Consider the following 12,776-nt stretch of genomic DNA (forward strand, 5'->3'; position numbering starts at 1 on the left):
CGAGCTAAACGCCAAGACAAGCAGGCCCAGAGCTAGTGGCAAGAACCGACGATGAGACATGATCAGAAAACGCTTGTTGATGTTACTGAACTGGCAATCGGCTGCTTTGTTCCTCGAACATCGCGAAGGGTTGCACCGGCGAGGTTTGCTGGCCGAGGCTGCCGGATCGGAAGAGGATCGGACGGCGCCGAATCCGCAGCAGATCGCTTCGTCCCATCACGCTGTTTGATACGCACGCCCGTTTGTAACTGTCGCCGGTTTGCGATCTTGCCGGCTCCGGGGCCGAGATGATCGATCGGCGGCTCGGAGAGCTTTACCCCCTTCGGCTTCCCTGCGAGTCCGATGCAGCAGGAGGCCAGGGTTTCTGAACACAAGTCCGGTCTGGGCGTTACAGGAGATGTTCGTCGATATCCTGCAATTCGTCGTCGGAGCCCTTGTGGTCTGGTTCACGCTTCGCGATGTCTTTGACACCGTCGTTGTGCCGGGCGAGAGCCGGGCGTCCCTGCGTCTCGCAAGCCGGATGGTGTTCGCCGGCTTGTTCGGGCTGCGCCATACGCGCAAGGCCGGCGCCGCCATTCCGGCGGCGTTCGCGCCTTTCGTGCTGGTAGCGTCCTTCACCGGCTGGATGCTGCTTCTCATTTTCGGTTTCGGGCTGATGGTGGCTGCTCTGAGCGGTTGGTACCGGCCCGCGGTGCCGACCTTCTCCCAGTCGGTGTTCGTTGCCGGAAGCAGCCTGGTGACGGTTGGCCTGAGCGAGACGGACGCGACCGGTCCTGCCCGTTGGGTCAACATCGCGGCGGGATTCTGCGGTCTGTCGGTCATGACGATGGCCGTCACCTACCTGCTTCAGGTGCAGACCAGCATCGGCAGGCGTGACTCCGGCATCCTCAAGATCACCACAGCGTCAGGCGATCCGCCGTCCGCGGTGGCGCTGCTGGAGCGCTATGCTTCACTCGGTTGCAAGGATGAGCTGGAACAGGTGCTCGTAAAGGGCAGAGATTGGTGCGCAGAGGTGCTGCAGAGCCATGCATCGCACCCATTCCTGATCTATTTCCGGTCTTTGGAAACTGGTGCGGGGTGGCCTGCCACTCTCGCGGCGTTGTTGGACCTTGCTGCCGTCATCGAGGCGATCGATGAGCCCAAACTGCGCGGCAAGGCTGTTCTGCTGCGTGAGGAAGGCACCCACCTTGCAGACGAGCTGAGCAAGCTGCTTCGGCTCGACATCGACCGCCCAACAACCGATAGAGAGGTGCTGCAGCAGGTTCTGGAACGTGCGGCAAGGGCAGGCTACGGAACCCCAAAACCGAATGGCTTGGGGCGACTGGCATCGCTCAGGGAATGCTATACCCCAACAGTCGAGGCATTGTCGCGTCATCTGGGCAGTCCGCCTGCGCCCCTTCTGCCGAACAACCGCAGTTTGTCACGCGAAGAACTGGCGCAGCTTCCTTGACCTGTGTGGTCACATTTCGCTGTTGCCGATTATCCCGGCTTCGCCCCCGGCGAGATTGGTGGCGTGCGGAGCTTTCGAAGTGTGCAAGCGCACGACAGGCTTGCCGGAGCTGTCCTGTCCAAAGAACGCGACGCCGGCGGCCTGCAATACCTGGCGCATGGCAAGCAGTTTTTCCGCCGAGGGCACCCGACCTCCGCGCTCGAATTCGCGAATGCTCGCTTCGCTCAAGTCGCATTTTGCCCCAAGCCGCACCCGCGGCCAGTTCAACAAGGTTCGGGCGGCCATTACCTGCTCTGGCGTTAGAGGAGCCACCAAACATCTCCACTGCTTCTTGATCGTGTCTCGAACTGAAAGTTCAAGAACATGTTCCCTTGCCCCCAAAAATCGCAGGCGAAATGCCCCTCCGACCGCTGCCCCTTGGAACAATGATGATCACCTTCCGTTCGGTGGCGATGAAACAGCTTCTCTCAGATTTCGCGGCAATGGCGCAGCCGGGTTATTGGATTGCCCTCGGACTTCTTGTCATCCCTTACGGAGTGGGCGTGTTTTTCCTTGTGAGGGTTTGCCACTGTATGTGAGCGCGTGCGTGGCGCGATCATGAGCCCGGGCCTCGACGTTGGTTGGCGGGTTTTCTTGTTGCAACTCGGAACAAGCTGCAGTTTGCCATGTTGAGAAGGTCTGCGACTGTCCCCCTCAAGCGGTCGCAGAATGGTGGAAACACCGGCCCGCGTCCTCGCCGAGGGGCGCGGGTTTCCCCTTTTTCAGGCCACGCCGGAACCAACCGGCACGGTTGGCGGTCCCTCTCGCGCGAAACCGGGGGAACGAGTGCATGCTTAGATTTCTGATCGCCCTGGCCGCGGTGTATGCTGCCATCAGACTTGGCAGGGATGTCGGATGCGGTGAGGCTCGGACGTTGTTCAACGGCCCGGTGGACTACACTTCATGAATATCTAAGTTCGTGAAATAATTGGTTTATTAGGAAAATAGCTGGCGGAGAGAGCATCTTTCGAATAACCACCTAACTGGTTGAGACTGTTGGAATTTTTTTTGTCGCCCGTTGCCCAGTTTGTTACACAGCCAAGGATGGCCGTTTTGCGCCCTATAGCAGACATTCACAGGCGTCTCTGAACTCGGTCACCCGGCCTCACACGGCGCCAGATCCACTTCGCAAAGTGAACATTTCGACCCTGCACGCGGCCCACAGCCTCACCATGTCGCGCACGGGGATCGGTTTTTATAGCTTCGCGACATCCGCCAGATCGGCGGCGATCGCTTCGGCGCCAGTGGCAAATGCGAACGGCACACCGCGTGACCTAGCAAATGCACGATCGAACATCGACCCGGACGATGCTCGCGTCGAGTTGAGCAAGGGACGTAGGGCCCCCTTCTCAGGACGTCGTTGCTGATCGAGTGGCTTGCACACGACGCCTAAACGCGCTCATTTGAAAGTGTTACTAGCAATGACAGTCGCGGTTGTACCTTGCGGCACGACTGTCGAAGCGCGAGGCGCAGTCGCTTGGGCACTGATTCAGATCGCAGGACGCTGTCATTTGGCCCCTTTTACTTGCTTCCTGCGCGGGAGCTGCTGGTACGCGGGGATCAACCTGTGCGGATTGGTAGCCGCGCCTTGGGGATCCTTGTCGCGATGGCCGAACGAGCTGGCGAAGTCGTCAGCAAGAGGGAGCTGTTCGATATCGTTTGGCCCAACACGGCTGTCGAGGAGAGTAGTCTCAGGGTCCATGTCGCTGCCCTGCGTAAAGCGCTTGGCGACGGCGAAGGCGATAACCGGTACATCGCCACCATTCCCGGCCGTGGCTATCGCTTCGTCGCGCCAGTCGCAACAACCGGAGAGCCGGTGCCTCGCCAAATAGACGCCGCCGCACGACCGCGAAGCGACGGGAAAGTGGTCGCCGGAATTCGCATCTTCGGCCGTGACGACTTCGTGGCCTCGCTGAACGCCCTTTTGTGCGAACGGCGCCTTGTCAGCGTGGTCGGTCCGGGAGGAATGGGGAAGACGTCCGTCGCACTGGCTGTCACGGAATCTGTCGCGACGCGTTACTCCGATGGGGCATATATTGTCGAACTTGCGCGCTTGGTTGACCCACGACTCGTCCCTACTGCGCTCGCCACGGCACTGGGCAAGCCGGTCCGCTCCAAAGACGCGACCCCCGAGCTTCTCGAGTTCCTCCAGAATAAACACATGCTGATCGTGCTCGATAATTGTGAGCATCTTATCGACGCGGCGGCTGAACTGGCAGAACGGATCACCCAAAACACGTCACAAGTCAGCGTCCTGGCCACGAGCCGCGAGCCCCTTCGCGCTCTCGGCGAGACCGTGGCACGATTGCCGTCGCTCGAGTTCCCGACCCGGCTGGAAGGCCTCACGACGGCCGAGGCGCTCAGCTTTCCGGCCACGCAACTCTTTGTCGATCGTGCGAAGGCGACGCGAAGCGATTTCGAACTCGATGATTCGACGGTGCCATTTGCCGCCGACATATGTCGTCGCCTCGACGGAATTCCGCTTGCTATCGAGCTCGCGGCTGGCCGAGTCGATGCATTTGGCATGCGAGAACTTGCATCTTTGTTAGACGAACGATTTCGCGTGCTGAACCGCGGCAGGCGAACGGCGCTACCGCGTCAGCAGACCTTGAGCGCAACTTTTGATTGGAGCTATGAACTGCTGTCGGAAAGCGAGCAAACCGTCCTGAGGCGTCTGTCGGTCTTCGTCGGAGCCGTGACGATGACGCCGGCGGTTGCCGTTGCGGCCGGCAGCGACCATTCCTCGTCCGATACGGCGGCTGTGATTGCAGGCCTGGTATCGAAGTCGCTGGTGGCAGCCGACACCAGCGGTACGGTGACCCAATACAGGTTGCTAGAATCGACTCGAAGCTACGCTCGCGAGAAGTTGACCGAGGCAGGCGAAAGCTCCGCCTCGGCGCGTCGCCACGCATCCTACTACGCCGCGCTTCTTGATCGGGCGCATTCCGAGTTTTTCAGCAGGCCGCTAGCCGAGTGGATGGCCGAGTACAGCAGCTGCATCGACAACGTCCACGTTGCCATTGATTGGGCTCTATCGCCTGATGGCGACGGTGATGTCGGCGTGGCGCTCACTGCCAACGCCGTTCCGCTGTGGACTCGCCTGACCCTCCTCGAGGAATGCCGAACTCGCGTCGAACGCGCTCTCTCAGTCTTGAGTCCCGATGTCGCTCGCGGAGGCAAGCGCGAGATGCAGCTCTTCGCAGCATTTGCGGCGGCCTCGACCCTTACCAAGGGGCCGGGACCGGAATCGGAACTGGCCTGGTCAGCGACGCTCCAAATCGCTGAGCGGATCGGCGACATCGACTATCAGCTCCGTGCACTATGGGGCACCTGGATTGGCCATCACACCGGCGAGAGCCAGGCTAGGGCCCTCGAGGCGGCGCGCAAGTTCAGGGACGTCGCGGCGCTGTCGTCGGATGTTGCCGATCCCGTCGTGGGCGATCGGATCATTGGAACGGTCCTCTGGGCTCAGGGAGAACTGCAGGCCGCTCGCAGCACGATGGAACAGGTCCTTCGCTCATATGTGGCTCCGTCCGATCGTTCGCACCTGATCCGCTTCCAATTCGATCAACGGGTCACGGCCTATTCGGCATTGTCTCTGACGCTTTGGCTTCAGGGTTTGCCCGAGCAGGCAATGAAAATAGTCGAGACCAGTGCGCAACTGGCACAAAACCTTGCCCACGATCCTTCGATATTTCATGCGACCGCATTGTCGGGTTGCCGGGTCGCGCTCCTGGCGGGCGACAGGCCTTCCGCCGATAGGCTGCTGGCCTTGCTGCAGGGTGCGGTAGCGCGGCAAGTCAGCTACGGCGTCTGGATTCGAGCCTACCGGGGCGAGATCATGATCCGCGACGGCGATCCTGAAGCTGGTTCGCGTTTATTGGAGGTGGCTCTCACCGAGCTCCCAAAAGCGGCCTTTCACGCTCACTACGCGTCGCTTCGGGCCGCCCTGGCGCAGGGTCTCGCCGCTGCGGGCCGGGCTGATGATGCGGCGACAGTGATCGAGCATGCACTCGCACTCGCCGAACGCTCGGGGGACGTTTGGTATTTTCCGGAGTTGCTGCGCGTCAAAGGCGAGTTTTTGGCCGCACGACGGGCACCCGATGCGGCCGAGGAGACTTTTCTACTTTCCCTGGACTGGGCCCGGCGGCAAGGGGCGCTTGCCTGGGAGCTCCGCACGGGCATCAGCCTGGCGCGTCTTTTGGCGGAACAGGGCAGGATCGCTGTGGCGCACGCGTTCCTGTCTGAGTTGCGGGCAAAATTCACGGAGGGATTCGAGACGGTCGATCTCGTCGAAGCCGCACAGCTGCTCACGCGGCTAGAAGACAGTCGACGGGCCGATACTGATGAGATTGAGACCGACAAGAGCACCCGAGGGAAACTGCTGTAACCTGCCGCCTTCGGAGAGTCGGCCGAGATCGATGCCGGCCAGGCCCAGATGCGCGATCATCCTGCCGATCACCGCCTTGGCACGCGCATGGTCGCCAGAAAAGAAGATGACACGCCGTCCAGTCGCCGCCTCCGGGGACATCAGCAGCAACTGAGGCGGCAGCGTGTTGAAGGCCTTTACCAGTCGTGCGCCCGGGACGAGGTGGGATACAATCTCGCTGGAGTTCCTGGCCAGGAAATCGGGGAGTGCGGCGGTAGGCATGTCGGGGTTCGTTGCATCGATCACGATCCTGCCGTCCCAATCGGGCACTTCCAGTAGCGCCACGGCAAGCTGGGACCATGGTACGGCGAGCACGACGATTTCTTCTTGCGCCGCCTCGGTCACGCTAGCGGCGACGGCTAGGTCCCCGAGTTCCCTTGCAAAATCTTGAAGGGTTGACCTTCCTCCTTTGTTGCTGACAACCGCCACCATGCCGGCCCCCACTGCGAGGCGCGCGATGGCTGAGCCGAGCCGCCCACAGCCAATGATGCCGATCCTGGCATACTCGACATCGGGAAGACTGCTCTGAGATGGTCGGAGGGGCATGGGCTGGTTGGCTCGCGGAGTCGCTCCAGGATAATGCACGGCGCTCCTTTAAGCGAATGAATCGATGTGAACGTCGAAGCAACTAGCGCAGCAATTTTTCACATCGATTCACTCGCCGGCTTAGCCCGCCCAACCTATCGTCCACTTACCGACCTGAAACGGTGCCCTCCACCGAGCGCTGGAGGCCAAGTCCACCTACGACACGCAATGGAGGACAATGTGAGCAAAGGAAAAGTGCTTATTCTCGGGTCCAATGCGACCAGGATCGAGGTTAAGGGCGGCCGGTGGGGCGCTACAGGACAGTACCTCAATGAGACGGTCGTTCCAGCAATGGCCGTCATCGATGCCGGCTATGAGGTCGTGCTCGCGACGCCGAATGGCGAAAAACCGGTAATCGACAAGGCTTCTGATGCGCCGGCGCATTTCGGCGGCGACAAGGAGGCGTACGATCGCGCCAAGGCCTTCTACGCCGACCATCCATCGATGACGCCGCGAATGCTCCGGTCGGTAATCGAAGAAGGGCTGGACAACTACGCCGGTGTGTTCGCTCCGGGTGGGCAGGCCCCGGTCGTCGACCTCATGCAGGATCAGGACGTCGGCGATGTGCTCCGCCATTTTCATGAGAAGGCGAAGCCCACGGCCCTGCTTTGCCACGGACCCATATCAGCGGTCGCCGCGATGCCCTACGCACGCGAGTTTCGCGCGGCTTTGATTGCCGGAGATCCGGACAAGGCGGCAGAGTGGGCCAAAGGCTGGCAGTATGCGGGCTACAAGATGACGATATTCTCTTCGACCGAAGAGAAGGTGATCGAGGACAACATCTTGCACGCGAAAATCTATTTCCACATGCCTTACGCGCTGACGCTTGCAGGCGCCAACGTGACCACAACTCCGGTCGATTTCGATCCCTATGTGGTCGAGGATCGCGAACTGATCACGGGCCAGAACCCGCGTTCGGATCATCCGATAGGTGCAGCGCTGATCGCTGCGCTCGACCGCCAGTGCGAAGGCAAGCGCGCCGCCTGAGGTCCTGCGGGTCGGCCTCGGCGCCGACCCAACCTCCCGGAGAAAGAACTGGATCATGTCGACCGGTGTCAAGATCGTGGGAATCCTTACCGCTTGGCCAGGCAAGGCCGCAGAGCTCCAGCGGCTCCTATGCGCCACACGAGTATCCAGCCGGACGGAGCCCGGCAATATGAGATGGGACATCTGGCGCGACCGTGCCAATCCGGACCGCTTCATACTTGACGAGCTCTACTCAGACGACACCGCGCTTAACGTCCATCGCGAGACGCCGCACTTCAAGAACTATGCAAAGAAGATCGGCGATCTGGCCGAACGAACACCGATCGTTCTCGATCCGGTCGACGTCACATGAAACGCTAGGAGAACAGGACAATGAAACGTGCAATTACAGGATTACTCGCAGCCATGATCACAACGGCTTCCCCGCTCGCAGCCTCCGCTGCCGAAAAGGCCGTCTCAATCGTGCTCGTTCGCGGTGCCTTCGTCGATGCCTCCGGGTGGCAGGCCGTCCATGACATCCTGTCCGCGAAAGGTTACGAGGTCTTGGCGGTGCAGAACCCGACTGTCACCCTTAAAGGTGACGTTGAAGCGACCCGCCAGGTTATCGCCAGGGCCAAGAAGCCGGTGGTGCTCGTGGGTCATTCCTATGGCGGCGCGGTCATTACAGAGGCTGGCGATCTGCCCAAGGTGCAGAGCCTGGTCTACCTCGCCGCCTACGCGCCCCAGGCCGGAGAATCCGTGTTCGACATCGCGACGGCGCCCACGCCCGGCGAGGACAAGGCGCCGCTGCTCCCGCCAAGTAACAACTTCCTGCTCTGCGACTCGGAGAAGTTCCCGACTTCCTTCGCTGCCGATGTCGATCCAAAGACGGCTCGCTTCATGGCGGATGCGCAGGTGCCCTGGGGTTTGGAAGCCGTGCAGACAAAGATCACCGCCCCCGCCTGGAAGGAGAAGCCGACCTATTTCATGGTGACGACCAAAGATCACATGATCCCACCCAGCCAGCAGCGCGCCAATGCGGCACGCGCGAAAGCAAAAGTGGTGGAAATCGACTCCAGCCACGCGGTGATGCTCTCGCATCCTCAGGAAGTCGCCGACTTCATCGCTGGCGTGGCCGCCCAGACGAATTAATGCCGGTTGTAACCCATAAAGGCGCAGCTGGAGACAGCGAGACCACCCCGCGGCAGTCTCTCTTCATCGAACGGCGGATAAGGGCCGTCAACTATGCTGAACTGCCGACGCGGCCTTCCCGGATGGCTGGCGTCGGCCCCGTTCAATGCTTGAGCGGCTGAACATGCGACGGCGGCTGTTTCGAGTAGTGCCCACAAGCGGACGGACAGCAGCCGGCCCCGACGTTGCCATTGCCTCCTCGTTTCTATGCCGGCCAATCACGGCCGCAGGAGAAACGAAATGGGACATTCACAATATGACCCGACCGCCCACGGTCGCCGCGCTTGGAATGCAGGCAAGAAGGTTGGCACGAAACGACCTCTGAAACCTCGACAGATATGGGCTATCCGCTTCTTCCTGGATCGGGAGCAGCGTTTGCGCGATCGCGCGCTTTTCGATCTCGCGATCGACAGCAAGCTGCGCGGGTGTGACCTCGTCAAGATTAAGATCGGTACCCTCGTGGTCGGCCCGGAAATTCGGACACGCTCGATGGTCGTGCAGCAGAAGACTAGCCGGCCAGTACAGTTCGAACAGATGAGCGACGCACGCGCAAGTCTTCTTGCCTGGCTACAACGACGCGGCGGTGGTGTTGATGATTATGCATTCCCTAGCAGGATCAACCATGCTGCTCACCTAAGCACAAGACAGTATGCCCGTCTCGTCGATGAGTGGGTCCAGGCGGGCACAGGGAATGCGTTCCGTATTCCTGGGGCATAAGCCCAATCGCGTCAATCATCTACAAGGCGACAGGAAACCTGCGGGCCATCCAGATTCTGCTTGGCCACACCAAGAGTTTGCGCCTTGAGGATTTCTCTCCATAACGATCCCAGCATCGGCTTTTTCCTGCCCTGCCCACCGATCAAGTGTTTTGTGGACAGCATCGTACTTTGCTAATGTTGCCGCCACTGCACTCGGCGAGGAAATCGCAGCATGTCGGAGAAGGGTCCGGTCGCGTTGCCGGGGGCGTCTGTGGCAACAGGTTTTCTGGGCGGCAACGGCGACAATCCGTCCGAAGCCCGGCATGAGCGTCGAATCCTGACCGCGCTCTGCTACGACCTGGTCGGATCGACCGACCTTCTTGCCATCCTGGACATCGAAGAGTTCGAGGAACTTATATCAGCCTTCCAGCGGGCGACGAAACAGGCGGTCGCGTCATGCTCGGGTGCCGTCCAGGTCGAGGTCGGTGATGGCGGCGTTGCTTTGTTTCCTGCCGAAATAGACGCCAAGGACGCGGCATCGCTGGCGATCCGAGCCGGGCTCGAAATCATCGACGCCTGCAGGCGCGTCGGCTCGGACAAAGGCCGCGCCGATTTGCATGTCCGAGTCGGAATCGCGACATCGATGACCCTGATCCACAAGGGTGACGCCGATACCGGTCACGACAATGTCACCGGCCCGGCCTTCGCGATGGCCACGCGGCTCCAGGCCATCGCGCAGCCGGATACGGTGATGGTCTCGGACGCGACACGCAACCTGGCACGACGGTCGCATGTGTTCAGCTTTAGGGGCGCCCATGCGATCAAGGGGTTTGCCGAGCCGGAGCTGGTCTGGCGCGCGCTGAGTCACAAGCGCGAGGTCGACCGCTTCTTCGCCTTCGGGCGGCTGAGCAGTCCGCTCGTCGATCGCGAGGCCGAGCTCGCCACAATCGCCGAAGCATGGGACAGCGCCCTTGCGGGAAACGGCGGCGTTGTGGTGATCGAGGGCGAGGCCGGGATCGGCAAGTCGCGCATTCTTCACGAAGTGCGCCGGCGCACGCGTCACCAGCGCGCGAAACTCCTATTCTTCCAGTGCACGCCCGGCGGCTTGCGCTCGGCGCTCCATCCGCTGCTACAGAACGTAGGCGGCGATCTCGCCGGCAATGAAGGGCAGCTGAGTGCTGCCGCCGTGGCGGAAGCTTTCCGCGATCATGACGTCCACGATCCTGAAATCATCGACATCTTTTCGTTCCTGCTCGGCGCTGCGGGGGGCGATCCGATGCTCAAGGAGATCGACGCCGAAGCGATGCGCGCGAAAGCCAATTGGGCGGTTCGCCACGCGCTCGAAGCCCTGTGCGCCAGCGGGCCGATTGTTCTGGTGGTCGAGGACATCCATTGGATCGATCTGACGTCGAGACAATTGTTGGCTGAACTTGCACAGTCGGCCCGTCACTTCCGGGCGCTTGTCATCGCGACCACGCGCCCTGAATCCGGGAGCTGGCTGGCAGCATCGAATCCAAGGCATATCTCGCTAAAGCCGCTCAACCGCGAGCAAACGCGGCTGGCGATCGCGGCCATGTGGCCGCAAGGCACGCCGTCAACTTCCCCGGAATTTCTCGACGTGGTGGAACGCGTGACCGGAGGCGTCCCGCTGTTCATCGAAGAAATCTGCCAGTGGATGACCGAGAACGCGGCGTCGGCAACGGATCGGCTGGAGCAGACCGCGACGCGCAGTCATGCCTCGGTGTTCGAAAGCGTGATCGAGGCCAGGCTCGAAACGCTGGGGTCGGCACGCGAAGTCGCGCGCGCTGCGGCCGTCGCGGGCAACCGTTTCAATCAGGAATTGCTGCGCGCGCTGTTGCCGGAGCTCGACGACGAAATCATCGCAAACGCGCTGGATACGCTGAGTGACGCCGGGTTCCTGATCCGTGTGCGGCCTTCCGGCGCTCCGGTTTATGGCGTGCGCCATGCGCTTATCCAGGAGACGATCTACAACGCAACGCTGCGCAAGAGACGCCAAGCCTTGCATCGCCGCCTGTTTGCCGCGGTGAGCCGCAATCGAAACCTGGCCGGGTGGCTGGGCACCGCCGAGGTTGCCGAGCATGCAGAGCGCGCAGGCCTTCTGGAGGACGCGATAGCTCAGTTCGTGATCGCAGGCACGGAAAGCTCGTCCCGCTCGGCGATGGCGGAAGCGAGGCAGATACTCGAGCATGCATTGGCGCTCTGCGAGCGCGTTGCGGCAGCCGACACGCGAGACGCGCTGCGGCTATCGGCAATGATCGTGCTCGGTCCCATCCTGACCGCTGTCGAAGGTCCGAACTCGGCGCCCGCCCGCAAATTGTACGAGGACGGTGTGGTGATCGCCCGGCGGCGGCCGGTGGCCGAGCGGGCCAAGTGGTTCCCGATCTACTGGGGCTGGTGGTTTACGGATACCGTCATGGACGGCGAGCGCGCGGAGGTCGTGCTCAGCGATCTCAGGGATGTCGAGGATGCCGAAGTGCAACTCCAGGCCAGGCATTGCGTGTGGGCAATCGACTTCAATCTTGGCCGCCACGACCGCTGCATCGCGACAGTCGACGCCGGACTGTCGCTCTATGAGCACGGCCACGGCAAAGCCCATGCTGCGTTGTTCGGCGGACATGACGCGAGGGTCTGCGGGCTCGCCCACCGCGCCTTGTCAATGTGGTTCGTCGGAAAGCCGGCAGGCGCGCTCCATTCGATGTCGGAAGCTAGGAGCTGGGCGCAGCAAACCGGACATGCCGGCAGCATCGCGCATGCCTACCTCAACGAGGCGATGCTGCACTGCTATCGCCGCGATTTTTCGATGCTGCGAAGCGTGATAGCGGATCTGCGCCACTTGACCGAGCGTCATCATATGCCCGCCCTCGCCGCCGCAGCGCAGATCTTCGAAGGCTGGTGCGACGGCAACGCCGGCCAGGTCGAGGGCGGCAGGGATAAAATGCGGCAAGGCCTCGGCCTCCATGGAGAGTTCCAGACGCCTGAGGACGAACCGGTCTATTGCGGCATGCTGGCGGAGCTTTTGACAAGAACTGCCGAGGTTGATGAGGCGCTCGCTCTGCTGGACTCGGCTGTGGCGCAGGCCGAGGCCGGCGGCAGCCGGTTCTGGCTGGCAGAACTCTACAGGCGAAGGGCCGAGCTACTTCTTCTCCAGGGCGATGCGAAGGCGGACGTAGTCGCTGCCCTCGAAAAGAGCATCGCCATAGCCGCGGAGCAAGGCGCCGTGCCTTTCCTCGTCAGTACATACGAAATCCTTCAATCATCAGGCCTGTCACCTGAACTGTCGGCGCGCTATCGCGATCGGGTCGAACGTGCGAAATCCGCTCTCGAGCCGGGCGCCTCGCTGATCGTCAATCCCGAATCGGCTGTTCGGCACTAGCCGACCCTGCAAGAGCAATCCGCG

At 61.6% G+C, this 12,776-nt stretch carries 12 protein-coding genes; 9 read left to right on the forward strand and 3 right to left on the reverse strand.

What is annotated here, in order from left to right:
* The first annotated feature begins 58 nt into the window (after window positions 1-58).
* The gene (locus EJ072_RS36100) at window positions 59-229 is read left to right on the forward strand and encodes a hypothetical protein (RefSeq protein ID WP_189343073.1); all 171 of its coding nucleotides are present in this window, start codon (window positions 59-61) and stop codon (window positions 227-229) included.
* A 168-nt stretch (window positions 230-397) separates the two neighbouring features.
* Entirely contained in the window at window positions 398-1,450 is a 1,053-nt protein-coding gene (locus EJ072_RS22295; protein ID WP_126081318.1) for a hypothetical protein, read from the forward strand.
* Window positions 1,451-1,459: 9 nt separating this feature from the next.
* Here EJ072_RS22295 and EJ072_RS22300 read toward each other — a convergent pair whose 3' ends face one another.
* Window positions 1,460-1,735 carry a helix-turn-helix transcriptional regulator gene (locus EJ072_RS22300; protein ID WP_126081319.1) on the reverse strand — a complete coding sequence of 92 codons (276 nt, stop codon included), beginning with the start codon at window positions 1,733-1,735 and terminating at the stop codon, window positions 1,460-1,462.
* A 140-nt stretch (window positions 1,736-1,875) separates the two neighbouring features.
* Here EJ072_RS22300 and EJ072_RS36105 point away from each other — a divergent pair, with 140 nt between their 5' ends.
* Together EJ072_RS36105 and EJ072_RS22305 are read left to right on the forward strand one after the other, a co-directional pair.
* On the forward strand, window positions 1,876-2,028 hold the full coding sequence (locus tag EJ072_RS36105) for a hypothetical protein (RefSeq protein WP_167507968.1): 153 nt from the start codon (window positions 1,876-1,878) through the stop codon (window positions 2,026-2,028).
* Window positions 2,029-3,056: 1,028 nt separating this feature from the next.
* Window positions 3,057-5,879: a winged helix-turn-helix domain-containing protein gene (locus tag EJ072_RS22305; RefSeq protein ID WP_281059407.1), complete on the forward strand. Its 2,823-nt coding sequence runs from the start codon at window positions 3,057-3,059 to the stop codon at window positions 5,877-5,879.
* On the opposite strand, the gene EJ072_RS22310 is transcribed toward EJ072_RS22305, so the two are convergent.
* Window positions 5,808-6,464 (reverse strand): NAD(P)-binding domain-containing protein, encoded by a 657-nt coding sequence (locus EJ072_RS22310; protein WP_126081321.1) that lies wholly within the window; start codon window positions 6,462-6,464, stop codon window positions 5,808-5,810. The genes EJ072_RS22305 and EJ072_RS22310 overlap by 72 nt on opposite strands.
* Before the next feature lie 66 nt (window positions 6,465-6,530).
* Between EJ072_RS22310 and EJ072_RS22315 the strand changes: the two genes are divergently transcribed.
* The 4 genes from EJ072_RS22315 (at window position 6,531) to EJ072_RS22330 (ending at window position 9,377) form a co-directional block, all read left to right on the forward strand.
* Window positions 6,531-7,490 (forward strand): DJ-1/PfpI family protein, encoded by a 960-nt coding sequence (locus tag EJ072_RS22315; protein WP_245466943.1) that lies wholly within the window; start codon window positions 6,531-6,533, stop codon window positions 7,488-7,490.
* Window positions 7,491-7,545: 55 nt separating this feature from the next.
* Window positions 7,546-7,842, forward strand: coding sequence for a putative quinol monooxygenase (locus tag EJ072_RS22320; protein ID WP_126081322.1), 297 nt, complete (start codon window positions 7,546-7,548; stop codon window positions 7,840-7,842).
* A 20-nt stretch (window positions 7,843-7,862) separates the two neighbouring features.
* Window positions 7,863-8,621 carry an alpha/beta hydrolase gene (locus EJ072_RS22325; RefSeq protein WP_126081323.1) on the forward strand — a complete coding sequence of 253 codons (759 nt, stop codon included), beginning with the start codon at window positions 7,863-7,865 and terminating at the stop codon, window positions 8,619-8,621.
* Window positions 8,622-8,900: 279 nt separating this feature from the next.
* Entirely contained in the window at window positions 8,901-9,377 is a 477-nt protein-coding gene (locus tag EJ072_RS22330; protein ID WP_245466945.1) for an integrase, read from the forward strand.
* An 11-nt stretch (window positions 9,378-9,388) separates the two neighbouring features.
* Here the strand turns inward: EJ072_RS22330 and EJ072_RS36980 are convergent, their stop codons facing one another.
* Window positions 9,389-9,541 carry a hypothetical protein gene (locus EJ072_RS36980; RefSeq protein ID WP_245466946.1) on the reverse strand — a complete coding sequence of 51 codons (153 nt, stop codon included), beginning with the start codon at window positions 9,539-9,541 and terminating at the stop codon, window positions 9,389-9,391.
* 49 nt (window positions 9,542-9,590) lie between these two features.
* Here EJ072_RS36980 and EJ072_RS22335 point away from each other — a divergent pair, with 49 nt between their 5' ends.
* Entirely contained in the window at window positions 9,591-12,752 is a 3,162-nt protein-coding gene (locus tag EJ072_RS22335) for an AAA family ATPase (protein WP_126081324.1), read from the forward strand.
* The last annotated feature ends 24 nt before the right edge of the window (window positions 12,753-12,776 follow it).

Source organism: Mesorhizobium sp. M2A.F.Ca.ET.046.03.2.1, from assembly GCF_003952425.1.
Taxonomy (GTDB): Bacteria; Pseudomonadota; Alphaproteobacteria; order Rhizobiales; family Rhizobiaceae; genus Mesorhizobium.